At 61.5% G+C, this 23,989-nt stretch carries 24 protein-coding genes; 10 read left to right on the top strand and 14 right to left on the bottom strand.

Going from position 1 to position 23,989, the window contains the following annotated elements:
• Nucleotides 1-90: 90 nt before the first annotated feature.
• From QR290_RS13830 to arsH, 3 genes are read left to right on the top strand one after another with little or no spacing between them, the layout of a single operon-like run.
• Nucleotides 91-438, top strand: a complete 348-nt coding sequence (locus QR290_RS13830) for a metalloregulator ArsR/SmtB family transcription factor (RefSeq protein WP_289205215.1) — start codon at nt 91-93, stop codon at nt 436-438.
• A 9-nt stretch (nt 439-447) separates the two neighbouring features.
• Entirely contained in the window at nt 448-918 is a 471-nt protein-coding gene (locus QR290_RS13825) for an arsenate reductase ArsC (RefSeq protein WP_289205214.1), read from the top strand.
• A gap of 11 nt (nt 919-929) precedes the next feature.
• The gene (arsH, locus tag QR290_RS13820) at nt 930-1,619 is read left to right on the top strand and encodes an arsenical resistance protein ArsH (protein WP_289205213.1); all 690 of its coding nucleotides are present in this window, start codon (nt 930-932) and stop codon (nt 1,617-1,619) included.
• Nucleotides 1,620-1,682: 63 nt separating this feature from the next.
• On the opposite strand, the gene QR290_RS13815 is transcribed toward arsH, so the two are convergent.
• The 4 genes from QR290_RS13815 to QR290_RS13800 all read right to left on the bottom strand — a co-directional run bounded on the left by QR290_RS13815 (nt 1,683) and on the right by QR290_RS13800 (nt 7,791).
• Nucleotides 1,683-4,853, bottom strand: coding sequence for an efflux RND transporter permease subunit (locus QR290_RS13815; protein WP_289205212.1), 3,171 nt, complete (start codon nt 4,851-4,853; stop codon nt 1,683-1,685).
• Complete coding sequence (locus QR290_RS13810) at nt 4,850-6,097, bottom strand: efflux RND transporter periplasmic adaptor subunit (RefSeq protein ID WP_289205211.1); 1,248 nt, start codon at nt 6,095-6,097, stop codon at nt 4,850-4,852. Before QR290_RS13810 ends, QR290_RS13815 begins: the two co-directional genes overlap by 4 nt.
• Nucleotides 6,094-7,350, bottom strand: a complete 1,257-nt coding sequence (locus tag QR290_RS13805; RefSeq protein ID WP_289205210.1) for a TolC family protein — start codon at nt 7,348-7,350, stop codon at nt 6,094-6,096. Before QR290_RS13805 ends, QR290_RS13810 begins: the two co-directional genes overlap by 4 nt.
• Before the next feature lie 99 nt (nt 7,351-7,449).
• Nucleotides 7,450-7,791 (bottom strand): hypothetical protein, encoded by a 342-nt coding sequence (locus QR290_RS13800; RefSeq protein ID WP_289205209.1) that lies wholly within the window; start codon nt 7,789-7,791, stop codon nt 7,450-7,452.
• 158 nt (nt 7,792-7,949) lie between these two features.
• On the opposite strand from QR290_RS13800, the gene QR290_RS13795 reads away from it, so the two are divergent.
• Nucleotides 7,950-10,334, top strand: coding sequence for a DUF3772 domain-containing protein (locus QR290_RS13795; protein ID WP_289205208.1), 2,385 nt, complete (start codon nt 7,950-7,952; stop codon nt 10,332-10,334).
• Nucleotides 10,335-10,361: 27 nt separating this feature from the next.
• Here the strand turns inward: QR290_RS13795 and QR290_RS13790 are convergent, their stop codons facing one another.
• The 4 genes from QR290_RS13790 to QR290_RS13775 all read right to left on the bottom strand — a co-directional run bounded on the left by QR290_RS13790 (nt 10,362) and on the right by QR290_RS13775 (nt 12,833).
• Complete coding sequence (locus QR290_RS13790) at nt 10,362-10,526, bottom strand: DUF2986 domain-containing protein (protein ID WP_289205207.1); 165 nt, start codon at nt 10,524-10,526, stop codon at nt 10,362-10,364.
• A 172-nt stretch (nt 10,527-10,698) separates the two neighbouring features.
• Entirely contained in the window at nt 10,699-11,676 is a 978-nt protein-coding gene (locus tag QR290_RS13785) for a saccharopine dehydrogenase family protein (RefSeq protein ID WP_289205206.1), read from the bottom strand.
• Nucleotides 11,673-12,074, bottom strand: a complete 402-nt coding sequence (locus QR290_RS13780) for a VOC family protein (protein ID WP_289205205.1) — start codon at nt 12,072-12,074, stop codon at nt 11,673-11,675. Before QR290_RS13780 ends, QR290_RS13785 begins: the two co-directional genes overlap by 4 nt.
• Before the next feature lie 15 nt (nt 12,075-12,089).
• Nucleotides 12,090-12,833, bottom strand: a complete 744-nt coding sequence (locus QR290_RS13775; protein ID WP_289205204.1) for an SDR family NAD(P)-dependent oxidoreductase — start codon at nt 12,831-12,833, stop codon at nt 12,090-12,092.
• Between the two features lie 138 nt (nt 12,834-12,971).
• Here QR290_RS13775 and QR290_RS13770 point away from each other — a divergent pair, with 138 nt between their 5' ends.
• Nucleotides 12,972-13,868, top strand: coding sequence for an AraC family transcriptional regulator (locus QR290_RS13770; protein WP_289205203.1), 897 nt, complete (start codon nt 12,972-12,974; stop codon nt 13,866-13,868).
• An 8-nt stretch (nt 13,869-13,876) separates the two neighbouring features.
• Here the strand turns inward: QR290_RS13770 and QR290_RS13765 are convergent, their stop codons facing one another.
• The 4 genes from QR290_RS13765 to QR290_RS13750 form a co-directional block, all read right to left on the bottom strand.
• Nucleotides 13,877-14,572 (bottom strand): tRNA (adenine(22)-N(1))-methyltransferase, encoded by a 696-nt coding sequence (locus QR290_RS13765; protein ID WP_240321691.1) that lies wholly within the window; start codon nt 14,570-14,572, stop codon nt 13,877-13,879.
• 116 nt (nt 14,573-14,688) lie between these two features.
• Complete coding sequence (locus QR290_RS13760; RefSeq protein ID WP_115077586.1) at nt 14,689-15,396, bottom strand: class I SAM-dependent methyltransferase; 708 nt, start codon at nt 15,394-15,396, stop codon at nt 14,689-14,691.
• A 108-nt stretch (nt 15,397-15,504) separates the two neighbouring features.
• Nucleotides 15,505-16,101: a LysE family translocator gene (locus QR290_RS13755; RefSeq protein WP_115077585.1), complete on the bottom strand. Its 597-nt coding sequence runs from the start codon at nt 16,099-16,101 to the stop codon at nt 15,505-15,507.
• A 51-nt stretch (nt 16,102-16,152) separates the two neighbouring features.
• Nucleotides 16,153-16,989 (bottom strand): AraC family transcriptional regulator, encoded by an 837-nt coding sequence (locus tag QR290_RS13750; RefSeq protein ID WP_115077584.1) that lies wholly within the window; start codon nt 16,987-16,989, stop codon nt 16,153-16,155.
• A gap of 167 nt (nt 16,990-17,156) precedes the next feature.
• Here QR290_RS13750 and QR290_RS13745 point away from each other — a divergent pair, with 167 nt between their 5' ends.
• Nucleotides 17,157-17,351 (top strand): PLDc N-terminal domain-containing protein, encoded by a 195-nt coding sequence (locus QR290_RS13745; protein ID WP_115077583.1) that lies wholly within the window; start codon nt 17,157-17,159, stop codon nt 17,349-17,351.
• 210 nt (nt 17,352-17,561) lie between these two features.
• Nucleotides 17,562-18,629 (top strand): alpha/beta fold hydrolase, encoded by a 1,068-nt coding sequence (locus QR290_RS13740; RefSeq protein ID WP_289205202.1) that lies wholly within the window; start codon nt 17,562-17,564, stop codon nt 18,627-18,629.
• Between the two features lie 14 nt (nt 18,630-18,643).
• Here the strand turns inward: QR290_RS13740 and QR290_RS13735 are convergent, their stop codons facing one another.
• Both QR290_RS13735 and QR290_RS13730 read right to left on the bottom strand, forming a co-directional pair.
• Nucleotides 18,644-19,939, bottom strand: a complete 1,296-nt coding sequence (locus QR290_RS13735) for an OmpP1/FadL family transporter (RefSeq protein WP_115077581.1) — start codon at nt 19,937-19,939, stop codon at nt 18,644-18,646.
• Nucleotides 19,940-20,048: 109 nt separating this feature from the next.
• Entirely contained in the window at nt 20,049-21,122 is a 1,074-nt protein-coding gene (locus QR290_RS13730) for an amidohydrolase family protein (RefSeq protein WP_289205201.1), read from the bottom strand.
• A 162-nt stretch (nt 21,123-21,284) separates the two neighbouring features.
• On the opposite strand from QR290_RS13730, the gene QR290_RS13725 reads away from it, so the two are divergent.
• The 3 genes from QR290_RS13725 to QR290_RS13715 all read left to right on the top strand — a co-directional run bounded on the left by QR290_RS13725 (nt 21,285) and on the right by QR290_RS13715 (nt 23,982).
• Nucleotides 21,285-21,923: a TetR/AcrR family transcriptional regulator gene (locus tag QR290_RS13725; protein ID WP_289205200.1), complete on the top strand. Its 639-nt coding sequence runs from the start codon at nt 21,285-21,287 to the stop codon at nt 21,921-21,923.
• Between the two features lie 169 nt (nt 21,924-22,092).
• The gene (locus tag QR290_RS13720; RefSeq protein ID WP_289205199.1) at nt 22,093-22,962 is read left to right on the top strand and encodes an alpha/beta fold hydrolase; all 870 of its coding nucleotides are present in this window, start codon (nt 22,093-22,095) and stop codon (nt 22,960-22,962) included.
• A gap of 9 nt (nt 22,963-22,971) precedes the next feature.
• Complete coding sequence (locus QR290_RS13715; RefSeq protein ID WP_289205198.1) at nt 22,972-23,982, top strand: VOC family protein; 1,011 nt, start codon at nt 22,972-22,974, stop codon at nt 23,980-23,982.
• The last annotated feature ends 7 nt before the right edge of the window (nt 23,983-23,989 follow it).

Below are 23,989 nucleotides of genomic sequence, written 5' to 3'. Positions count from 1 at the left end.
CACTCGCGGAAAAGACATCAGACAGAAGACTTGCCCGCCACATATGGATATCCGTATATTCGGACAACCATATGTACTGAAGGCATCCACATGCTCAACCCCGCCTCCGTTTTCAAATGCCTCGCCGACGAAACCCGCGCCCGGGCCACGCTGTTGATCACCCGTGAGGGTGAGTTGTGTGTCTGCGAACTGGTCTGCGCGCTGGACGACAGTCAGCCGAAAATCTCCCGCCATCTCGCGCAACTGCGCACCTGCGGTCTGTTGCTGGATCGCCGTCAGGGCCAGTGGGTTTATTACCGGCTCAACCCTGATTTGCCGGCATGGATTCGCACGCTGCTCGAAATCACGCTCGCCGCCAACACCCACTGGTTGGAAGAAAACAGCGCGCGGCTGGCTGCCATGGGCGATCGCCCGCTCAACACGTCTGTCTGCTGCTGAGGACCGATCATGCGCGTTCTATTCATGTGCACCGCCAACAGCTGCCGCAGCATTCTCTCGGAGGCGATGTTCAACCATTTGGCGCCAGCCGGTTTCGAAGCCGTCAGTGCCGGCAGCTTTCCCAAGGGCCAGGTGCTGCCGCGCAGTCTGACCACGTTGCAAGCGGCCGGTATTTCCATCGCCGGGTTGAGCAGCAAGGGTAACGAGGCCTTCGAAGACAACCCGCCGGATATCGTCATCACCGTGTGCGACAAGGCCGCCGGTGAAGCCTGCCCCGTGTATTTCGGCCCGGCGCTGAAAGCTCATTGGGGGCTGGAAGACCCGTCGGATGTGCACGGCGATGAGAGCACCATCGACGCTGCTTTCCGCGCCACCCTCGCCCGAATCGAAACCCGCTGCCGGGCCTTCCTCGCCCTGCCCTTCACCGAACTTGACCGTGATGCCCTCAAGCGTGAGCTCGACCGCATCAGCACGCTGTAACCGGAGCCGACATGACCGACCTGCCCAACCTCGATCCCTCACTGATTCAAAAAACCACGCGTGACGAAGGCGCACACAAACCGCGCATCCTGTTGCTGTACGGCTCGACCCGCCCGCGCTCCTTCAGCCGTTTGCTGGTCGAAGAAGCCGCCCGCCTGCTGGAGCACTTCGGTGCCGAGACGCGAATTTTCAATCCCTCTGGCCTGCCGCTGCCGGACGATGCACCGGGCGATCACCCGAAAGTCCAGGAATTGCTCGAACTGATGCAATGGTCCGAAGGCCAGGTCTGGTGCTCACCGGAACGTCACGGTGCGATGTCGGCGGTGTTCAAGGCGCAGATCGACTGGGTGCCGCTGACTCTCGGCGCGGTGCGTCCGACCCAAGGCAAAACCCTCGCGGTGATGCAGGTCTGTGGCGGTTCGCAGTCCTTCAACGTGGTCAATCAGTTGCGCGTGCTGGGCCGCTGGATGCGCATGTTCACCATCCCCAATCAGTCGTCCGTGCCCAAGGCGTATCTGGAATTCGACGAAAGCAACCGCATGAAACCCTCGGCGCTGTACGACCGGGTGGTGGACGTGATGGAAGAGCTGGTGAAGTTCACGCTGTTGCTGCGTGATCGGCCGGATCTGGTGGATCGCTATTCCGAGCGCAAGGAATCGGCGGAAGAGTTGATGCAGCGGGTCAATCAGCGGTCGATCTGATGACCAAACCCCGCAATAAAAAACCGGTGCGAACGTTCGCACCGGTTTTTTTTCGTCACCGGGTTACGGCTTGATGGAAGCACCGTCGCTTTCAGGTGACTTGTTTTCAACGGACAACTGCCGACGGCGCATCAGGCGATACGCCGCCGGAATGACAAACAGGGACAACAGCGGCGCCGTGACCATGCCGCCGACCATCGGCGCGGCGATGCGGCTCATGACTTCGCTGCCAGTGCCGCTGCCCAGCAGAATCGGCAACAGGCCGGCGATGATTACCGCTACGGTCATCGCCTTGGGGCGCACGCGTTGCACGGCGCCTTCGCGAATCGCCGCGACCAGTCCACGTTCAGAGTGATCGCCAAGTTCTTCGCACTCGGCCCAGGCGTTTTTCAGGTAGAGCAGCATGATCACGCCGAACTCGGCCGAAACCCCGGCCAGCGCTATAAAGCCGACCCCAGTCGCGACCGACAGGTTGTAGCCCAGCAGATACAGGAACCACGCACCGCCGCTCAACGCGAACGGCAACGTGGCCATGATCAGCAGCGCCTCGTCGAAGCGAGCGAACGTCAGGTAGAGCAGCACGAAGATGATCAGCAACGTCGCCGGCACTACCAGTTTCAGCCGTGCGTTGGCTCGTTCCAGAAACTCGAACTGCCCCGAATAGCTCAGGCTCATGCCGGGCTGCAATTTCACCTGTTCGCTGACGGCGTGACGCAGGTCGGCCACCACCGAAGCGATGTCCCGCCCTCGCACGTCGATGTACACCCAACCGGACGGCCGGGCATTCTCGCTCTTGAGCATCGGCGGGCCGTCCGTGACCTTGATCTTCGCCAGCATGCCGAGGGTGATCTGGCTGCCGGAAGGCGTGTAGATCGGCAATTGCTCCAGCGCGCCGGGCGAATCACGCCACTCTCGCGGGAAACGGATGTTGATCGGAAACCGCGCCAGCCCCTCGATGGTTTCCCCGACGTTTTCCCCGCCAATGGCACCGGCGACGATGGATTGCACATCGCTGATGTTCAGCCCGTAGCGGCCGGCGGCGTTGCGGTCGATATCCACGTCGATGTAGCGGCCACCGGTCAGGCGCTCGGCCAGTGCCGAACTGACGCCGGGCACACCTTTGGCCACCCGTTCGACAGCCTGGGTCGCAGCGTCGATCTGGGCCAGATCGTTGCCGGCGACCTTCACGCCGATGGGGCTTTTGATCCCGGTGGCGAGCATGTCGATGCGGTTGCGGATCGGTGGAATCCAGATGTTGGTCAGGCCAGGCACGCGCACCACGCGATCCAGTTCTTCCACGAGTTTTTCCGGGGTCATGCCCGGACGCCATTGATCGTGGGGCTTGAACTGGATGGTGGTTTCGAACATTTCCAGCAGTGCAGGGTCGGTGGCGGTTTCCGCGCGGCCAGCCTTGCCGAACACATGCTCGACTTCGGGCACGGTCTTGATCAGCCGATCAGTTTGCTGCAACAGCTGCGCGGCTTTTTGCGCCGACAAACCCGGCAAGGCCGAAGGCATGTACAGCAGATCACCCTCGTCCAGCGGCGGGAGGAATTCGCCACCGAGCCGTGAAATCGGCCAGGCCGCGCTGACGAATACCAACAGCGCCACCAGCAAAGTGAATTTCGGCCGCCGCAACACCGCATCCAGCGCCGGCTGATAGATCCGGATCAGCCAGCGATTCAGTGGATTGTGGCGTTCATCCGGAATCCGTCCGCGAATCCAGTAGCCCATCAGCACCGGCACCAACGTCACCGACAATCCCGCTGCTGCCGCCATGGCATAAGTCTTGGTGAACGCCAACGGACCGAACAGCCGCCCTTCCTGGGCCTGCAAGGTAAACACCGGAATGAACGACAGCGTGATGAGCAGCAAACAGAAGAACAGCGCCGGCCCTACCTCCGCCGCCGCGTCGGTCATCACCTGCCAATGACGCTCGCCCTTGAGCGCCTGCCCCGGATTGGCCGCGTGCCACGCCTCGATTTTCTTGTGGGCGTTCTCGATCATCACCACCGCCGCATCGACCATCGCACCAATGGCGATGGCGATCCCGCCCAACGACATGATGTTGGCGTTCAGCCCCTGATAACGCATCACGATAAAAGCGATCAACACGCCCACCGGCAGCGAGATGATCGCCACAAGCGAAGAGCGCAGATGCCAGAGGAAGATCCCGCACACCAGCGCGACGACGATGAACTCTTCGAGCAGTTTGTGGCTGAGGTTTTCCACGGCGCGATCGATCAGCTTGCTGCGATCGTAAGTGGTGACGATCTCCACGCCGGGCGGCAGGCTGCTTTTCATGTCATCGAGTTTGGCCTTGACCGCCGCAATGGTCTCGCGGGCGTTCTTGCCGCTGCGCAGGATTACCACGCCGCCGACGGTTTCGCCCTGGCCGTCCAGCTCGGTGATACCTCGGCGCATTTCCGGCCCGGTCTGAACCGTTGCGACATCGCCGAGGGTCACCGGCACCCCGCCAGCACCGAGTTTGAGCGGGATCGCCCGAAAATCATCAAGCGTCTTGAGGTAGCCGGAAGCGCGGACGATGAATTCGGTTTCGGCCATTTCCAGCACGGCGCCACCGGTTTCCTGATTGGCCTTGCCGATGGCGTCGCGCACCTGCGCCAGGGTGATGCCGAGGCTGGCCAGCCGCACCGGATCGGGCTGCACCTGATACTGCTTGACCATGCCGCCGACGGTCGCGACCTCAGCGACGTTGGGCAGGGTCTTGAGCTCGAACTTGAGGAACCAGTCCTGCAACGCCCGAAGCTGCGACAGATCATGCCCGCCGCTGCGATCCACCAGCGCGTACTGATAGATCCAGCCAACGCCCGTGGCATCCGGGCCCAGCGCCGGTTTGGCGCTGGCCGGCAGGCGACTCTGGATCTGGCTCAGGTACTCCAGCACCCGCGAGCGCGCCCAGTATTGATCGGTGCCGTCCTCGAACAGCACGTAAACGAAGCTGTCACCGAAGAACGAATAACCGCGTACGGTTTTCGCCCCCGGCACCGAGAGCATGGTGGTGGTCAGCGGATAGGTCACCTGATTCTCGACAATCTGCGGCGCCTGTCCGGGGTACGGCGTGCGGATGATCACTTGCACATCGGACAGATCCGGCAGCGCATCGATCGGCGTGCTCTGCACCGACCACATGCTCCACCCCGTGACAAACAACGTCGCCAGCAGCACCAGAAAACGATTGGCGACGGACCAGCGAATCAGCGCGGCGATCATGGCTGACTCCCCGAAACGTTCCCGCGCGTTTCAAGCGGCTCGGCAACAATGCCCTTGAGACTGGCCTCGGAATCGAGCAGGAACTGGCCGGACGTCACGACGCTCTGCCCTTCTGCGAGGCCTTCGAGGATCACCGTTCTGCCGGCGCTTTCCTGGCCGAGTCGCACCTCCACCGGGCGATAGTGCCCCGCGTCTTCGGCGAGCATGACCAAAGCGCGCTTGCCGGTGCGGATGACGGCTTCACTCGGCACCCACAATTGACTCTGCCCGGTCGATCGGTTCAGCCGCACCTGCGCCGTCATCCCCGGCCGCAATCGGCCATCGGCATTGGCCAGTTCGACCCGCACGCGCAGGGTGCGGCTGTCCGGGTTGGTGTCCGGCAGAATCGCGCTGACTGTTCCGGTGAATACGCGACCGGGAAAGGCCGGCAGATGCGCTTCGACGGCCTGCCCCACGGCAACTGAATCGGTCTCCGATTCCGGCACCGCCACGGCAAGCCAGACACTGTTCAAACCGTTGACTCGCGCCAAGGTTTCACCTGTCGCAACGGTCATGCCCGCCCGCACATCGAGTTCTTGCAGTACGCCGCCCAAAGGGCTGGTGACCGTCAGTTCGGACTGCACCTTGCCGCTGCGTTCCACTTGAGCGATCAGGCTCGATGGCATCCCGGTCAGCCGCAACCGCTGGCGCGCCGCCGCGATCAGGTCGGCATCACCGCTGCGCCTGAGCGCCAGAAACTCGCTCTGGGCCGCCGTCCATTCCGGCACGAGGATGTCGGCCAACGCCGCGCCAGCCATGAGCACATCCCCCGGCGCACGGGCGTAGACCCGCTCGACAAACCCGTTGGTACGCGCCTGGATCACCGCAACATCGCGCTCGTTGAACGCCAGCACGCCGCTCACATCGAGGCTCGAGGTGAAGGCGCCGCGACTGACCGGCGACACACGCAGACCGAGGTTTTGACTCAGCCCCGGATCAATGCTGACGGTCGCACTGCCCTCCGCGCCGCTGGCGTATCGCGGCACCAGCTGCATGTCCATGAAGGGTGACTTGCCCGGTTTGTCGAATTTCTGCTGCGGGTACATCGGGTCGTACCAGTACAAGGCCTTGGGCTCAGTGCTCGGCGTGGGGGCTGAAGCCGTTAAATCATTCATTCGCTGATTGGCCAATCCGTAACCACCACCCACGCCCACCGCCAGCGCGAGGCCGGCCAGCCACACACCGTTCCATTTTTGAAAGTTCACAGGCTGGTCTCCCCATAAGCGAAATGCAGACGCGCAGCGGTCAGCGCGCGCTGTTCTTCCATGTCGATCTGTTTGAGGCGAGCTTCGATGAGTTCGCGGCGGGCGCTGACCACCGCATTCAAATCGCCTTGGCCGGCGCGATAACTGGCCAGGCTCAGATCGACTTTCTCTCTGGCCAGCGGCACCAGGCTTTCCTCGGTGCGGCGCACGGCCCGATCTAGGCGCTGGTAGTCGGCCAACTGATTTTCAAGCTGCTCGGTATGTTCGCGGGACAGGGCTTCGCGCTCGGCTTGCAGCTGGCTGACTTCGGCCTGTCTGGCGGCGATTTTCGGGTTCTGCCGCGATTCGGGAAACAGCGGCAGATCCCAGGAAAACTGCACGCTGACCATGTCGCCAAACTCACGGCCACGATGCTGGTAATCCACTTCCCAGCTCCAATCGGACTTTTTCTCGGACACTGCCTCTTGCACCCTGGCCTCGGCTTCGCGGGTCATGGGGGCGAACGCCGCCAGTTCAGGATGGTGTTGCAAATGATGATTGAAGGTCGAGGCATCGACCGGCCACGCGGGCAAACCGCCCTCGGGCTTGTCGTTGGCGGCGTTGCCGATCCAGCGTTTGAGCGCGGCTCGGGCTTGGGTACGCTCGAGGGTCAGGTTGTCCTGTTGCTCGGCGAGTCGGGCCGCTTCCTGCTTCGGCGTCACCGCGTCGGCAGGTTGCGCGCGGCCACCGGCAATCTGCGCCCGGACGGTCTCGCTCAGCAGACGGTTTTCCTTGAAGAGGTCCTGGAACAACGCCTCTTTGCGCTCGACCGAATAGCCGCTGATCCACGCCAGCGCCGTCGCCTGGCGGACCTTCAAGCGCTCGACACGGCGCTCGGCCGCCGCACGTTCAATGGCTGCATCGGCAACTTCGATGCGCGCCTTGCGCTTGTCTGCGTTGGGCATCTCCTGCCGGTAACCGACCATTTGCATGGTCATGAAGTCCTGATCAACGCTCCAGCGATCCGGGCCGCCCACGGGGTAGTTCTGCAGCCCCAGCAACAGCTTGGGATCGGGCAACTCGCCGGCCGGAATGGCCGCGCTGCTGGCGGCCTGGATTTTCTGATCTTGTGCGGTCAGCGACGGCGCATTGTTTTCGGCCAGCCGTAGTGCTTGATCGAGTGTCAGCGCGGCGGCGAAACCCGGCCACGCGAGCACGCTTGCCGCAAGGCCGGCCACCAGAGGCCAACCCGTGCAATTGCACTTGAATGTCATGTTTACGATTCCTGTGATCGTCCACTGCGCGCGGCGAAAAACACGCGCACAGCCAAATCACTCCGCCTGGGCGGAATGAGCTTCAAGGGGAGACAGGAATCAGGTGCGGGGCGGTCGCCAGACCCCGGACGGGGCCGCTACGGGCAGGGAATCACTGAAGAACGAATGCGTGACGGGACTGAACACGGTAACGGGCGGCTTGAGGATCGCAACTTGCAGCAGGCCGCCGGTCTTGCACTCCTGGCCGGGTTTGCAGGGGGAACCATGGTCGACAGGACTTTTCATGTCCTGGCAGCAATCCATGTTCATGCCGTCCATCATCGCCATGCCCATGGCTTGCATCGGGCAGGGTTCTGTCGGTGCCTGCACGCCCGCCATCCCGCTGAGGGGAAGCGCCAGGCTGATCAGGAAAACGATAAAAAACCGCAGATAGCGTTTCATGGCCGGGAGTCTAGTCGTGAAAACGGGCGCCTACAATCGGCAGCCCGGCGATCTCACCGGACACGCATTAAGCCAGGATTAGCAGCAGAAAATGATGCAGCAGGCGCCCGATCACCTAACCTCAATGTTTGTGTGATCAACCGGAACCGGCCAGTCCCATGCGCAATGCATTGAAGTCATTGATGTTAATCGCCTTGATCCTGTTCGGCTCGGGCTTGGTGGCGGTGTCGGCCGCTGATTTGTCCGGCACCCCGGATGTCAGCACCGGCGCCCCGCTCCCCGGCGTCACTCAAAGCGATCTGCAAGCCTTGCAACTGCGCCTCGACGGTCTCAAGCAGCAGATCTCGTCCGCCAACAATTACAACCAGCTCGAAGGCCCGCAGGATCGGGTGCAGACGTTCATTCTGGACATCGACCGACTTTCGGCCTCGCTGTTGCCGCAACAGGCGCAACTGACCGTGCAACTGGGCGTGCTCGGGGCCGCGCCGGCCGAAGCGGTGGCCGCCGAACAAGCCGATATCGCCGCTCAACGGGCGACGTTGATCGAGCAGAAAACCAAGGTCGATACGGCGCTGAAGAACCTCGCCACCCTCAAGCAGAGCGCCACGGATCTGATCACTCAGATCGCCGGCATCCGCCGCACGTTGCTCGAAAGCGAACTGACGCTGAGCACCCACAGCATTCTGAATCCCGGTTTCTGGACACCGCTTTTCAATCCGTCTCCTGATGACCGCCAGCGCCTGCGTTTTTTCGTCGAACAGGTACAACAGACCGGCGCCGAGGCGTGGCAACCCGGCCAGCGCTTTTACACCGCGCTGCTGGTGATATTGGCGTTCATCGTCTGGACGTTCGGACGGCGGCTCGCTGACCGCTGGATGGCCTGGGTGTGCATTCATCGCATGCCGGAGGGCCGGCTGCGCCGCAGTTCACTGGCGTTTGCCTCGGCACTGGCAACACTCGCGACCACCGCCATCGCCCTGGAATTGTTGTATTACGCCTGCACCCGGCACGTGCCGTTGCCGCCGATGCTGGCGACGTTTTCCGATGAGTTCGAGAAAGTCGTTTACGCCTGCGTGCTGATCACAGGGCTCAGCCGCGCCTTGCTGTCCACCGAGCACCCGTCATGGCGGTTGCCGGCGGTAGCCGATGAGGTGGCAGACACGCTGCAGCCATTTGCGCGGATCCTCGCTGCGACGCTGCTGGTGCTGGTGACGTCGGTGCAGGTCAGCAACGCCTCCGGCATGAGCAGCCAAATTGTGATTGCCGGTCGGGGCATCATTGCACTGGTGGTGCTCGGCATCGTCACGACGTTGCTGATGCGCGTCGGCAGAGTGCGCAAAGTGTTGGCGGCGGCCGGGGATACGCAGGTGGCCGGCAACACCTTTGCCGGGGTGATTTACACCGTGGCCACCCTGTCGATGGTGCTGTCGTTCGGAGCCCTGCTGACGGGGTATGTGTCGCTCGCGCGGTTCATCACCTACGAACTGGTGTGGGCGTTTATCGTGTTTTCCGGGTTTTACCTGCTGATGCAGTTGCTCAAGGACAGCTGCGAATACTTCTTCTCGCCCCGCCATTCCAGCGGCAAGGCGCTGAAACAGCTGCTCGGCGTGGGTGATCGGCGTCTCGAACAGGCTTCGACCCTGCTGGCCGGCTTCGGTCGGGCTGCGCTGTTGCTGTTGGCGGTGATCACGCTGTTTGTCGGCGGGATCGGCACCACCCTGGGCCAACTGGCCAACAACATCGGCACGATCCTCGGCGGCGCCGGCCTGCGCAAACTGAACATCGTCCCCGGCCATTTGCTCAATGCGATGCTGGCGCTGCTGATCGGCATCTACCTGATCCGCGCTTTGCGCCGCTGGCTCGACAACGAGTTCCTGCCCAAGACCGACATGGACCCGGGCATGTGCGCCTCGCTCAGCACGCTGTTTTCCAACATCGGTTATGCGGTGGTGATCCTGCTGACGCTATCGTCGCTGGGCGTGCAATGGACCAACCTGGCGTGGATCGTCAGCGCCCTGTCGGTGGGCATCGGCTTCGGTTTGCAGGAGATCGTGAAGAACTTCGTCTCCGGGCTGATCCTGCTCACCGAACGCCCGGTCAAGGTCGGCGACCTGATCAGCATCAGCGGCGTCGAGGGCGATATCCGCCGGATCAACGTGCGCGCTACCGAAATCCAGCTCAGCGACCGCTCGATCGTGATCGTGCCCAACTCGCAACTGATCTCGCAGAACCTGCGTAACGTCACCCTCGGCGGCAGCGCCCAGGGCGTGGCGACACTGGAGCTGATGTTCCCGCTGGATATCGATCCCGAACAGGTGCAGAACCTGCTGTTCGACACCTACAAGGAACACGAAACCATCCTCGAAAAACCGGCGCCGTTCGTGCGCTTCAGCAAGCTGACGCCGGACGGGATTACGTTGACGGTGACCGGTTATGTCGCCAGCCCGAGGATCGTCGGCACGACCAAGAGTGATCTGCTGTTCGAGATTCTCAAGCGGCTGGGGGCGGCGGGGATTGAGCTGGCGAAGCCGCCGAGTACGTGAGGGAAAACCTGCTGCGCGCCTGCTTGATCAGGCCTCAGTGGTGTCAGTCGACTCCGGCGCCGCTTCCGCTGCCAGTTTCAGGCGATCCGCCTTGCTGATGTACTTCGGCTTGTTGCTCTTGGGTGCCAGTTTGGCGTTGGCCTTTCTGGATTTTTCCTTGAAGAGCTGTTGCAGTTTTTTCTGACGGTTCATGTCGCGGTACTCGGCTTGAAAGCGCTGGATGATATCAGCTGTTGAAACCTCGCATAAAACCAAAGCCATTATTCACGGGTTGATCCGTTACCTCCGGTTCCCGGGCGCTTTGGACGGTTGCAGAGTCGTCCGCGGGGGCGTTCTACCCACCGCGGACGTCTGTGGCGACAGTTCAGAAATCAGTAATGGTTGTCCCGGCAATGCTTTGGGCAAACTCGATGCCGAACACCCGGGCCGGCGTTTCAAATCCAGGCCGCCGCTCCCCGCTCAATACGCGACGCGCGGCTTCGACAGCCGCGAGCGGCGTGTAGGTGTAGCCGTTGACGGTCTCGATCACCGAGCGCGCAACAATGCCGTCGGCGCCGCTGACTTCAGCCACCGCTCGGGCGCGATGTGCTTCGCGCTGTTCGACGCTCGGCCCTTCGGGCAGTTGTGACAGATCACCTTCCGGAAACGCGTCACCGCTGATGTGCACGAACATGGCGATATCGGGAATGCCGGTGGAGTGCCAGCCGGTCACCAGATCACCAAACGACAGCGGCGCACAGATCACCGGCCCGTCACCAAAATCGAAGTGACGGGGTTGCGCATCGGGCGTTGCGACCAGTTGTCCATCGACCCGCGCCAACAGGCCTGCACCGATGATTTCACTGACACTCAGGGCCGAGCCGCGCGACATGGAACCCGCGACCTGCAAGGCGATTTTCAATGAACGCGGCGCCTGTACTCGCCGAGCGACATGCATCGCCAGGCAATCGGTCGGCACCACATCCCAGCCGACGCCGGGCAGTAACATCACGTTTGCACGGGCGGCTTGAACAGCCAACTGCTCGGCACGCCGATAGACATTGATCTCCGCCGTGATGTCCAGATAGTCGACCCCAGCCTCAAGGCATGCCTGCATCAAGGCGTCTGCCGTCTGGACGAACGGCCCCGCGAAATTCAGCAATACCGCGATGCCCTCCAGGAATTGCGCTGCCAGTTCATCGGGCTTGAATACCCGAAAAGGCACATTCAGTTGCGCGGCGAGCGACTGGAGTTTCTCGGCCGTGCGACCGGCGATGACCAGGTCCAGGCCCAATGCCTTGGCATGTTCGGCCGCCATGCGTCCGGTGTACCCGGTCGCGCCATAAATCATGAGTGTGCTCATTGGCCGTGCTGCCATTTTTTGAAGACGAATTCGAGGCTGTAACCGTCCGGATCAATGACGTTGGCAGCGTAGTAGTCGGGGTCGTAATGCAGGCGTGCGCCCGGAGCGCCGTTATCGACGGCGCCAGCGTTGATTGCCGCTGCGTAAGCGGCATCGACTTCGGCCTTGCTCTTGGCGACAAACCCGACATGCACCGCCCGCCCCTCCACCACGCCTTCGCGCAACCAGAAAAACATCCGGCCATGGGCACCAAAACCTTTCAGGTCCGGATGCCCCGGCGGGCCGTCCTTGCCGTCGTAATCAAGCCTGGCGGTAATGCCCAGCGGGGTCAGAGCGGCGGTGTAGAAATCGATGGAACGTTGAATGTCACTGACGGACAGGAAGATGTGATCAAGCATGGCGTTACCTCGGCTTCAAATGAAATAGCCGCCCGCGACTTCAATGGATTGGGCGTTGATCCAGCTACCCTCTTCGGACAGCAACATGGCGATGACACGCGCGACATCCTGCGGTTCGCCGACCCGGCCGAGAGCTGTCTGAGAGGCCAGCAATGCTTCGAATTCGTCGTTCAAGCCCCCTCCAAGCTCGGTACGGATCGCTCCCGGCGAAACAGCGTTGGCCCGAATGCGCCGGTCCGCGAATTCCTTGGCCATGTAGCGGGTCAGCACCTCCAGCCCGCCCTTGAACGCCGCGTACGGCGCAACCCCGGCAGTAGCGACCCGGGTGGTCGCACTGGTCAGGTTGACGATGCTGGCGCCCTCGCCCATCAGCGGCAGCAAGGTTTGCGTGAGGAAAAACGGGCCCTTGAGATGTACGTTCAACAAGCCGTCGAACTGCGCCTCGGTGACCGCTTCCAGCGGATTGAACAATCCGTGGCCCGCGTTGTTGACCAGTCCCGCCAGCGTAGCCGCGCCCCAAATACTGTCGAGGTTATGTCGCACGGCATCACGGAAACGGTCGAATTGACTGACATCTGCAACGTCCAGCTCAAGCGCCACGGCTTTGCCGCCCGACGATTGAATCTGCTGCACGACAGCGGCGGCCGCATCGGCATTGCTCTTGTAGGTCAGGATGACCCCCATCCCGAGACGGGCACAGTGTTCGGCGGTACTGGCGCCGATGCCACGGCTGCCACCGGTAATCACGATAACGCTCATGAGTTGCTCCAATGTCTCTGAGGTGAGCCACCACGGTAGCCATCGGCTTGAAGACGAGCGCAGCCGTTCCTCCTCGAAACCTGCCTGTTTCTGCTTTTTGCTTGCGTGGGAGTGATCGCGTGGGTTCAGATGCCTGGCATGAATAATCAACTGACAGAACTTCGCGCCCTGGCGCAACACGCCGAAAACCGCCGCACGGAGACGGGCATCCCGCGCGTTGCCATGGTTCAGGGTGAAATCCCCGAGCACATGCTGGCCGCCGTTTACGAACCGATGATCAACCTGATTCTGCAGGGCAGCAAATCCATGACCGTCGCCGATCGCACGCTTGATTACGACCCGGCGACCTACTTCGTCATGTCCATCGATCTGCCGGCGGTGGGACAGGTTCACCCCTCTGCGGACGGCGAGCCTTATCTGGCGGTCAGTCTGACGCTGGATCCGGTGGTTCTGACGACCCTGCTGGCCGACTTGCCCAAACCGCTCGGGCAACATGAACAGGACAGCGGTTTCTCGGTGGCCGCTGTCACGCCTGAGTTGATGGATGCCTGGGTGCGCATGTTGCGCCTGATGGGGAGGCCGGAGGAGATCGCGGCCCTCGCGCCCGTCTACGAACGGGAAATTCTGTATCGCGTCCTGCAAGGCCCCCACGGCTGGATGCTGCGAGACATTGCGGCCCCCGACAGCGCCATGGCCCGCGTCAACCTGGCCATTCAGCACATTCGCCAGGGCTTTGCCGAACCGATTCGCGTGGACGCATTGGCACAACTCGCGTCGATGAGCGTGTCGGCCTTTCATCGACATTTCAAAGCCGTCACGGCGCTAAGCCCGTTGCAGTATCAGAAGCGTGTTCGCCTGCTTCAGGCCCGGACGCTGATGGTGGCCAATGCCAGAAGCGTCACCCGCGCAGCGTTCGAAGTCGGTTATGAAAGCGCTACGCAGTTCAGCCGCGATTACACACGGGTGTTCGGCCTGCCACCCTCGCGGGATGCGGTGCGGATTCTCGGGGAAACCCGAAACAGCACGCAGCACTGATCGGCCTTTTACGCCAGCACGTCAGTAATCCAGCGTACCTGCTGCTTCAGATCCTGCACCTTGCGCTCGCACACCCCATGCCGTGCCCGCCCGAAATGAGCCAGCGTCTGCTGCTTGTGCCGCAGCCGATGCTGCCATTTGCTGACAAACGCCGGACTGCGCGCCTGCAATTGCAATGGCCCGAAGAACAGTTCCTCCGCGGTATACGTCACCGGCTCGCCCCGCTCGGCCACGATGATTTCGTAGTCGAAGCGGTTCTCCCGCAGCACTTCTTCGCAAAGGATTCGGTAGTCGTTGTCCATCAGCCACTGGCGCAGCGGTTGCTCGCCGCCGTTGGGTTGCAGGATCAGACGTTCGCGGCCGTTCAGGCGCGTCTTGCCGGCGTCGAGGATGTCGCGGATAGTCTCGCCGCCCATGCCGCACACGGTAATTGCCGTGATCCCGTCAGCCGGTTCGATGGCCATCAAGCCGTTGGCCAAACGCACGGTGATCTGCTGCTCAAGGTCGTTTTCGCGCACGGTGCGTTGCGCCGAACGGAACGGCGTCTCGGCCATCTCGCCCGCCACCGCCGCCGCGATCGCGCCACGGCGCATCAGGGCCACCGGCAAGTAACCATGATCCGAGCCGATATCGGCCAGCCGCGCACCGGCAGGCACGTGCGCCGCCACCCGCTCCAGGCGCATGGACAATGTCTGTTCGTTCAACCGCAACCCCTTTCACTTTGAACGTCCGGCACTGGTGGACGGATCGGGGCGCGATTCTGGAGGGCAACGGCGGGGATTTCAAATGCGTGTGGTCGGATTCGTCACTGAGTCCCGAATCAACCCGTTCTACGCGTCAACCATGCGCCCCAGAACAGACTGCTGAAAAACCGGGTGGCGTCACCGAATCCGGCCTCATGCAACAGCTTTTGAACCGCCGCCTCGGAATGGGGAGGATCGGCACCCTGAAGGATTTTCCCCAGTTTGGCCTTCACCTCATCGGCGCTGGCCCCGTTCTGGCGCCAGCGTTGTCCCCACGCTTCCAGCAGCAACGGCTGGCTGGCATACGCGTAGTGATTGCCGGCCACGATCAGCGGGGCACCCGGCTTCAAACGAGCCCGAATGGATTGCAGAAGCGCTCGCTTGGCCTCATCGCCTTCCAGATGATGCAGAACGCCGATCACCGTTGCGGCGTCGTAAGTCTCATCGGCAGGCAAATCATCGACCGGCCCGAGATGCAGATCCGTTCGCTCAAGCAAATCATGCGACCGCAACTGCTCGGTCGCTGCCGCCAGCATCGGTTCGGAAGGATCCACCGCCATGAAACGCCAGCCTTGCTCCAGACGGCCCATCGCGATGATTTCCTGAGCTGTCCCGCCTGCGCCAACCGCCAGAATCCGCGCCGAGTCTGCACTACCGAGGCTTGCCGCCAGCATGCACGCGGCAAGATCATGGCAAGCGTCATAGCCCGCCAGCGCAATGCGGCTTTGCTTGCCATATTCATTGGCGCGGGAGGTGTCGAATTTTTCAGTAGATGAAGTGTTCAAGGGCGTTTCTCCGTGTCCTTGAATCACCCTACGTCACGAAGATCGATAATAGAAATTCATTGATTTTATGCGGTGCATTCCTGTCAGAAATGCAGAAGATGCCGATGCCTAGACCAACACCGCCAACCAAGCCGACAGCAACAACAAAAACGCCAAACCCGCATTCATGCGCCGAAACGCCCGTGGCGATCCAAAGAACCGCGCACTGCCCACGCCCAGCAGCGCCCACGCCGTCATGCACGGCAGACTGACCAGCAGAAACGCCAGGGACAACAACGCCATCCGTGCGCTGTCCTCGCTGCCACCGGCAAACACGCTCACCACCGCCACGGCCATCATCCACACCTTGGGGTTGATCAATTGCAGGCCGGCGGCGCCGAATACGCTGAAGCCGCCATCACTCGCTGTCGCCGGGTCCAACGACGGCGGCGTGCTGCGAAAGATCTGCCACGCCAGCCAGCTCAGCCACAACACCCCGGCCCAAGCCATCGCCTGCTGCACACGGGGATAGCGGAGCAAGGTTTCCCCCACGCCGAGCCCGACCACCAACACCACCAGCGCCGCCGACACACACGCACCGAAGATGATCGGCACGGTGGCTGTCAGACCGCGCCGCGAGCTGTGGCTCATCACCAGAATATTGGTCGGCCCCGGGGTGATCGAGGCGACGAAGGAAAACAGCAGAAATGGCAACAACGATTCCATGACAGGACTCCCGAATCAGAACAGGAGCTCATGGTCGCGGTTGTGCGGGGTTCAGTCTGGAAGGTTTGAGCAGCGCTTGCGGTAGTCCGCCGGCGTCAGGTGATAGGCACGGCGAAACCAGCGCCCCAGATGGCTCTGATCGGCGAAACCGAGGGCGCTGGCGACGGTGGCGGGTGTTTCGCCGCGCGCCAGCAACTGCCGGGCGCGGGCAAGGCGCAACTGGATCAGATAGGCGTGTGGCGCCAAGCCGAAAGCAGCCTTGAACGCACGAGTCAGACGATAGCGATCGACTCCGCAAGCCTCGGCCACGTCGTCCAGCCCGATGTCCTCGAAGGCGTGCGCATGCAGATAGTCCCGCGCCACCTGGGCCACCCAAGGCAGGCGCGGATCGAACGGCTGGCGCTTGCGCCAGTCGAGGTGCGACGTCAGCGAACCGAGCAAGGTGTCGATGGCGGTCTGGCGCACGATGCGCAAGTCGCCTTGATGCAGGGCGTTGAAAGCCTGATTGATGGCGGTGGACAGGCGCGAATCCTGGCTCAGGGTATCGGTGAACCCGAGTTGGCTGTTGTCCGGCGCATGCTCGAACAGCACGCGTAATTCGCGCTCCAGCCAGTGCGGATCGAGGTAAAGCATGGAATAGGTGAAGCCCTCCTCCGTCGGCGCGTGCCCGTCGTGGATCTCCCCCGGTTCCAGCATAAAGATCTTGCCCGGCGTACTCAGATGCCGCACCCGCCGGCAATGAAACTGCTGCACGCCCTGCTCGGTGACGCCCACCAGAAAGCTGTCATGCCAGTGCGGATCGTAGGCATGACCCTGGAAATGGGCACGAATCGACTCGATCCCGGTGTCGGCATCCTGAGACAGTTCGATCCAGTTGCGTTTGTCCACGCAAGGCTCCGAAGGCAGTGATTGTTTGTCAAAGGCGTCTACGTTACCGCGACTTTGCCGATGGGTTTAGAACATTTGTGCACGTAGGCCAGGCAAACCATCCAGCAAATTTAATGAACCCTGAGTGGCATGCCCCGCCTAACCCAATGACCATCAGGAGGTAGCCCATGCAACTTGAAACCACGTGGATCGTACTGGCCGTCGTTCTTTTGCTCATCGAATTGTGGGCGATCAACCGGGTGCGCAAGAGTGAGGGAAAATCCAGCAACAAAGGCGTATGGATTGTATTGATCGTGTTTGTGCCACTGTTCGGGCTGATCGCCTGGGCGCTGGCCGGGCCCAAGCACGTCACTCAGGCCTGAAGCCCAAGGCAAGCAAGAGCCCCGAACATTCGGGGCTTTTTGTTGGCCGCAGGTTTGTATCGCAGTGTGTACGAACGCCTCCCGGATACATTCCCGCGCATCAGCCAACGAAAACGGAAACAGCCCGGATACGTGGCCAGTCTTTAATGGACTCCAGATTCGAAGGGTTCAGCCAGAACCCGGCCCTCGCCGATCATAAGGAGACTTGCCATGAAGCACGCACCACTCGCCACTGTCACCACCGGGAAAAACCGTCGCCGCCTGCTGGGCCTGTCGCTGCTCGCCACCACGCTGCTGCAGTTCGGCGCGCTCGCCCAGGCACAAACCACGGCACCGGAGCCGGTCAAGACCGAAGCCGCCAGCGTCAAGGCCGACCTGCCCTTCGGCCCGCTGAAACACGTGAAGGCCGGCCTGCTGGACGTGGCCTACGCCGAAACCGGCCCGGCCAATGGCCCGGTGGTGATTCTGCTGCACGGCTGGCCGTATGACATTCACAGCTATGACGACGTCGCGCCGCTTTTGGCGGCCAAGGGTTATCGGGTGCTGATGCCGTATGCCCGGGGTTATGGCGACACGCATTTCCTGTCCGACCAGACCGTGCGCAACGGTCAGCCGGCGGCGCTGGCCAGTGACGTGATCGACTTCATGGATGCGCTGAAGATCAAGCAAGCCGTGCTCGGTGGTTATGACTGGGGCGCGCGTTCGGCGGACATCGTGTCGGCGCTGTGGCCTGAACGGGTGAAGGCGCTGGTGTCGGTCAGCGGCTATCTGATCGGTAATCAGGCCGCCGGCAAGAATCCGCTGCCGCCCAAGGCCGAGCTGCAATGGTGGTATCAGTTCTACTTCGCTACCGACCGTGGTGAGGCCGGTTACACCAAGAACACCCATGATTTCGCCAAACTGATCTGGCAACTGGCGTCACCGAAATGGGCTTTCGACGACGCCACCTTCGACCGCAGCGCCAAGGCATTGCAGAACCCGGATCACGTCGCGATCACCGTGTTCAACTACCGCTGGCGTCTGGGCCTGGTGCAGGGTGAAAGCCAGTACGAAGCGCTGGAGCAGAAACTCGCCACCGCGCCGTCGATCAGCGTGCCGACCATCACCCTGGAAGGCGATGCCAACGGCGCGCCGCACCCGGCGCCCGAGGACTACACCAAGCGCTTCACCGGCAAATACCAGTTCCGTCTGATCAACGGCGGCATCGGCCACAACCTGCCACAGGAAGATCCAAAAGCCTTCGCTCAGGCGATCATCGACGCCGATCACCTCTTGTAGTCGAGCAAGACTGATCAGAAGCTGTGATTCAACTGCAGCCCAACGCCATTGACCGTGTTCTGGTAAGTGGCGCTGTAACCCGGGCGCAGGCCACCCTGCGTCGTGTCCTGTGAAACCTTCACCGGGTCTTCGTGGATGTAGCCGTATCCCAGATCCAGAGAGGTCTGATCGGTCATCTGCCAGTTCAGGCCCACCGTGAAAATCTTCCGGTCTCCCGTTGGCGCACGGGTGGATGTGTACTGATTGGGCATCGGCGTCGGCTCATAGGCGATCCCGCCACGAACCTTCCATTGCTTGTTCAGGCGATAGGACATGCCGGTGGAGAACGACCAGGTATCACGCCACTTCAGGGTTTCGAGGATCGTATCGAAAGGGCCATAGGCCTGTGGCACGCCGGAGTTCAGCACCCTCAATTCCTGCACGCGGCTCCAGCGACTCCACAACGCGCCGGCGGAGACATCCAGTCGATCATTGATGCGCCAGGTCGCCGAGGCATCGACCGTTTCCGGTGAAGTGAAATCCAGGCTCGCGTCATATTTGCCGTTGAGCCCCGGCAGCCCCAGCCCCGGGATCGGTGCCAGCAATCCATTGGCACCGGAGACCTTGGTCTTTCCGCTCAGGTTGTAATCGACTCTGGAGTGATAGGTGAGCCCCAGAGTCAGGTCGTCGAGCGGGTCGAACAGGATGCCCAGACTGAAGCCCATGGCCGTGTCATCGCCGGTGACTTTGACAGTCCCGTCGCCCTGCCCGCCCACCGCGCTGTTGGCGATCTTGCTTTCGAGCAGCCCGTCGATACGGTTGATCGTCGGCCCAAACCCCACAGACAGTCGATCATTGATCCGGTAACTGACCGTCGGCTGCAAGGTGACGACCTTCACCTGAGTCTGCGAGCTGCGGTAGCGTCCCTGGAAGTTGCTTTCGTAGTCCGTACTCCCGCCAAACGGGGCGTAAACCCCGAAACCCACGTGCCAGTCATCGTTGAGTTGCAGCGTGTAGAAGCCCGATGGCACGACAATCGGATCAGGCACCATATCGCCGTGTGAAGTGCCCGACACCGTGGTATTGACCTTGCTGATGCGCGAACTGACATCGATGAAACTGAGACCGCCACTGACGTGTTCACCCGCCAGACGGGACATGCCGGCGGGGTTGCCGTAAACGATGGAGGCGTCTTGAACATCAGAAGCCCGACCGGAATAAGCCTTGCCTGCGGAGCTTATGCTTTGTTCGTTGATTTGCAGGCCGTTGGCCAGGAGTTGAGTGGAGGTGAGGCAAAGCCCCAGCACGCAAAGCTGATTTCTTATTGTCATGATCTGGCTCTTGTTATTTTTTGGCGGGCGCGAACACCCGAGGCACGCGGGTGGATCTCTGGATTCAATGATGTGAAACGTCGCCGCCCATCCTTGGCGACGGATTGATTCAGCGTTTGCGCATCCGCTCGGCCAGCGCACCGATCGGTCGGGTCATGCTGCGTCGCAAGCGTTGAGAGAAGGATTCGCCCTCATAGATCGGCGCCGGGGTGACCACTTCATTCGGCTGGCGGTACTGAGGAAAAAGACTGAGTGCATGGGCTCGGTTGATGCCGTGCATGATTACCGGCGACCACATCTCCAGGCTTTCCAGCGTCCGGCACTGCAGCGCCGTGGCGGGAGCCGGGGCAAAGGGATAGTCACTGCCGAAAAGAATGTGTGACGGTTCCACCAGTTCCTTGAGCGCCGCCATGGAATAAGGTGATGGTGACAACGCCGTGTCGAAGTAAAAGCGACGGATGTAGGTCATGACGCCTTGCGGCGCGTGCTGCTGAAATTCCGGCAACATGTTGGCCAGCGAGACACGCCAGGCCACAAACGGCAGGAAGCCGCCGGAGTGGGACAGAATCCAGCGAATGCCGGGATAGCGCTCCATGGTCCCGCCAAGGATCAGATTGACCGCCGCGCGTGTGGTATCGCAGAGAAACTCGATGAGAAATCCCGGGGTCTGCAGACCGATGTTTTCGCTGGTCTGGTGCATGTTGGGATGGATGAATACCACGGCTTTTCGGCGGTCGAGTTCGGCCATCAGTTCGTCGAAGCGCGGATCACCCAAAAACACCCCGTCGGTGCTGCCCAGCAAAACAATGCCCTCAGCCTTGAGCACGTCCAGCGCGTGTACGGCTTCACGGCAGGCGGCCTCTGTGAACGGCATCGGCAGCACCGCGAAGTTGCCGAAGCGGCTCGGATAGCGTGTACGCATCTGCGCGGCGAACTCGTTGCAGCGTCGCGCCAGCTCGCTGGCTTGTTGAACCCCGTCACCGAAGTGGACGCCTGGCGCAGACAGCGAGGTGATTGCCCGCTCGATGCCGTTCGCATCCATCACCTCAATGGATTTTTCCGGCGTCCAGGCTGGCAGCGGTGCTCCCGCAACGGAGTGCAGCCCTCTGGCATTCATCGCGTCGACGAATGCGGGTGGAATGATGTGATGGTGGACATCGATACGGCCTTGCTTGATTGACATGCTGACTCTCTTGTTTGGGCTTCGACCGAGCGCCTGCGGCCACTGTGTAAAGAACCGTGCTCGGTGGGCGAACAACTCTCAAGATCAATATTGAACATTTGTGTTCAAATATGTCAATGATCGACAAACGCTGATTTGCTTTATTTTGAACGCGCCTGTTCAATGTCCGGAATCTCTCCGTTGGAGCTCATTGCTTTGAAACTCAGTCCCGTGCAGAAGCGCATCCATGAAGCTGCGATCCGGCTGTTTGTCGAGAAACGTGTCGAAGAGGTCAATGTCAGCGAACTGGCGCAGATCGCCGGGGTAGCGCGCGGTACGATCTACAACAACCTCAACTCGGTGGAGACGCTGTTCGAAGATGTCGCCAGCCAGCTCAGTGCCGAAATGAACGACAGGGCCGCGCGCAGTGCAGATCCCCATGCGTCCCCCGCCGTCCGCCTGGCCACCGGTATCCGCCTGTATATCCGCCGCGCCCATGAAGAGCCGCACTGGGGGGCGTTCATCGTGCGCTACGGGGCCAGCAATGAGACGCTGCAACAGATGTGGAGCGGTCCACCCATGCACGATGTGCTCAGCGGCCTGACCAGTGAGCAATACAGCTTTCGACAGGAGCAACTGCCTTCAGTGATGGCGATGATCGGAGGTGGCGTACTGGGGGCCACGATGTTGGTACTTCAGGGTCACAAGACCTGGCGCGACGCGGGTTCCGATATGGCCGAATTCGTTCTCAGGGCGCTCGGCGTGCCAGCCGATGACGCGCGCAGCATCGCAACTCAGGATCTGCCCCTTCTCGCAGCCTGATATCCTGCGCTGATTTTTCTTGAGCCAGACCCCTTGGGAGTCTGGCTTTTTTATTGTCCACAAAAAAGACAATTGAACACTGTTGTTCAATTCTAATCTTGAGTGTTAGAGTCTGCCGAAAGCACGTACCCACCGCCTGGGTCGAAGTGCCTTACGCCAGGAACTGACAATGAACAATAAAGAACCTCTTCCTGCCCTGACCTCACGAACGGTGCAAGTGGGTCGTCGGCAGATTTTCATCAGCGAAACGGGCGTCGGCCATCCCCTGCTGATGCTTCACGGTGGCGGAGCGGGAGCCTCGGGGCTTTCCAACTACTCGCGCAATATCGAATCGCTTGCCCGGCAGTTCCGGGTCATTGTGGTCGACATGCCCGGTTACGGCCGATCCACCAAAGGTGTGGATCGCAAGGACCCCTTCGGCGATCTCGCGGGGGCGATGCTCGGCCTGCTCGACACCCTGAACATCAACAGCGCTCACGTGGTGGGCAATTCTTTGGGGGGTGCCTGTGCCTTGCGCATGGCGCTGGACGCACCTGGCCGGGTGTCGGCTCTGGTGCTGATGGGCCCCGGTGGCGTCAATACCACTCGCAGCCTGCCGACACCGGGTCTCAAGCTGTTGCTCGACTACTACAACGGTGAAGGCCCGACGCTGGCCAAGATCACGCGTTTTATCCGCGACTACCTGGTGTATGACGGCAGCCAGGTCAGTGACGAAATGATCCGCGAACGTTTCGAGGCGAGTATCGACCCGCAGGTCATTGCGGCCCCTCCCCTGCGCCGGCCAACCGGTATTCCCCGCTTCTCGCGCTGGGATTTCACCCGCGATTCGCGCCTCAAGCATTGCCAGGTTCCGACCCTGGTGCTTTGGGGCGCGCAAGACAAGGTCAACCGTCCCAGCGGTGGCGAGGCGCTGCGCAGTCGCATGCCGGATTGCAACCTCTACCTGTTCAGCCGGACCGGTCATTGGGTGCAGTGGGAACGTGCGGACGAATTCAACTCCGTGACCCTGGCGTTCCTCGCCAGTCGCACAGCGCGCTGAGTTGTCGTCATGAACAATCAAGCAACGATCAGTCGAACAACGCCGGACATCTTCGGCGCCAGCAGCATGGGCTATGCGTTGATCGAATCTCGCCACCTGGCGCGTTGGCGTGAGCTGCTCCAGCACGGCATCGGCCTGCATTTGGCCAGCTCGAACGAACAAACCCTGGCTTTTCGTATGGATCAGCACCAGCGGCGGATCATCATCCAGCGCGGTCCGCAGGAAGATTTTCTTGCCGTCGGCTGGCAGTTACGCGACCAGGCCACCCTCGACGAAGTCCTCAAGCGCCTGCAACGCCTCGGTATCCAAGCGCAGCCCAGCCAACCGGAGGAAGCCGAAAAACGCGGCGTGAAAAGGTTCTGGCGGGTGCTCGGCCCCAAACGCATGGCCGTCGAGCTGTTCTGGGAGCCGCTGCTGACCGACAAGCCACTGAACATGCTCAGTGCAGGTTTCATCACCGGTTCCGCCGGGATGGGCCACCTGGCGATCACCTCGCGCAAACCACAGCAGATGCAACGTTTCTGGCAGGAAATATTTGATGCAAGAGCCAGCGACCACATCGTCGAGCGGATTGCCGGAGTGACCCTGGACATTGATTTCTTCCGGGTCAACGAACGTCACCACTCGATTGCCATCGCCCGTTTGCGTGGCCTGCCAATGGATCCGATTCGTACCCGTGTGCAACACATGAACATGCTGACCACCTCGGTCAGCGAACTGACCAACGCCTATTTGCGCTGCCGCACGCTCGGTTTCGAAATGGCCCACGAAATCGGTGAGCACCCCAACGACCGTGAGCAATCGTTTTACGTGATGAGCCCCAGCGGTTTCGAGCTGGAACTGGGTTGCAATGCCAGGGTGGTCGATGAGGCGCATTGGCGCACAACCTCCTATCAAGGCATCAGCCTGTGGGGGCATCGCCCGCAGAAAAGCGGTGCCTGGCACACGTTGACCACCAACCTGGCCAACTTCGCCCGCGGCACGCGCTCGTTGCTCAAGCCCGAATATTCACCGCTGTAAGAGAGAT

It is taken from the genome of Pseudomonas fluorescens (assembly GCF_030344995.1).
In the GTDB taxonomy this organism is placed as follows: Bacteria; Pseudomonadota; Gammaproteobacteria; order Pseudomonadales; family Pseudomonadaceae; genus Aquipseudomonas; species Aquipseudomonas fluorescens_BF.
Note: the sequence above shows the minus strand (reverse complement) of the source record. Positions and strands in the feature narration are given on the sequence as shown.

Bases quoted from the DNA above. Each gene is read 5' to 3' on its own strand.
- QR290_RS13730 (WP_289205201.1), bottom strand. From the start codon at position 21,122: ATGTCAATCAAGCAAGGCCGTATCGATGTCCACCATCACATCATTCCA.
- QR290_RS13825 (WP_289205214.1), top strand. From the start codon at position 448: ATGCGCGTTCTATTCATGTGCACCGCCAACAGCTGCCGCAGCATTCTC.
- QR290_RS13745 (WP_115077583.1), top strand. From the start codon at position 17,157: ATGCAACTTGAAACCACGTGGATCGTACTGGCCGTCGTTCTTTTGCTC.
- QR290_RS13830 (WP_289205215.1), top strand. From the start codon at position 91: ATGCTCAACCCCGCCTCCGTTTTCAAATGCCTCGCCGACGAAACCCGC.
- arsH (WP_289205213.1), top strand. From the start codon at position 930: ATGACCGACCTGCCCAACCTCGATCCCTCACTGATTCAAAAAACCACG.
- QR290_RS13775 (WP_289205204.1), bottom strand. From the start codon at position 12,833: ATGAGCGTTATCGTGATTACCGGTGGCAGCCGTGGCATCGGCGCCAGT.
- QR290_RS13755 (WP_115077585.1), bottom strand. From the start codon at position 16,101: ATGGAATCGTTGTTGCCATTTCTGCTGTTTTCCTTCGTCGCCTCGATC.
- QR290_RS13800 (WP_289205209.1), bottom strand. From the start codon at position 7,791: ATGAAACGCTATCTGCGGTTTTTTATCGTTTTCCTGATCAGCCTGGCG.
- QR290_RS13815 (WP_289205212.1), bottom strand. From the start codon at position 4,853: ATGATCGCCGCGCTGATTCGCTGGTCCGTCGCCAATCGTTTTCTGGTG.
- QR290_RS13720 (WP_289205199.1), top strand. From the start codon at position 22,093: ATGAACAATAAAGAACCTCTTCCTGCCCTGACCTCACGAACGGTGCAA.
- QR290_RS13795 (WP_289205208.1), top strand. From the start codon at position 7,950: ATGCGCAATGCATTGAAGTCATTGATGTTAATCGCCTTGATCCTGTTC.
- QR290_RS13790 (WP_289205207.1), bottom strand. From the start codon at position 10,526: ATGAACCGTCAGAAAAAACTGCAACAGCTCTTCAAGGAAAAATCCAGA.
- QR290_RS13770 (WP_289205203.1), top strand. From the start codon at position 12,972: ATGAATAATCAACTGACAGAACTTCGCGCCCTGGCGCAACACGCCGAA.
- QR290_RS13735 (WP_115077581.1), bottom strand. From the start codon at position 19,939: ATGACAATAAGAAATCAGCTTTGCGTGCTGGGGCTTTGCCTCACCTCC.
- QR290_RS13715 (WP_289205198.1), top strand. From the start codon at position 22,972: ATGAACAATCAAGCAACGATCAGTCGAACAACGCCGGACATCTTCGGC.
- QR290_RS13725 (WP_289205200.1), top strand. From the start codon at position 21,285: ATGTCCGGAATCTCTCCGTTGGAGCTCATTGCTTTGAAACTCAGTCCC.
- QR290_RS13785 (WP_289205206.1), bottom strand. From the start codon at position 11,676: ATGAGCACACTCATGATTTATGGCGCGACCGGGTACACCGGACGCATG.
- QR290_RS13740 (WP_289205202.1), top strand. From the start codon at position 17,562: ATGAAGCACGCACCACTCGCCACTGTCACCACCGGGAAAAACCGTCGC.
- QR290_RS13780 (WP_289205205.1), bottom strand. From the start codon at position 12,074: ATGCTTGATCACATCTTCCTGTCCGTCAGTGACATTCAACGTTCCATC.
- QR290_RS13805 (WP_289205210.1), bottom strand. From the start codon at position 7,350: ATGACATTCAAGTGCAATTGCACGGGTTGGCCTCTGGTGGCCGGCCTT.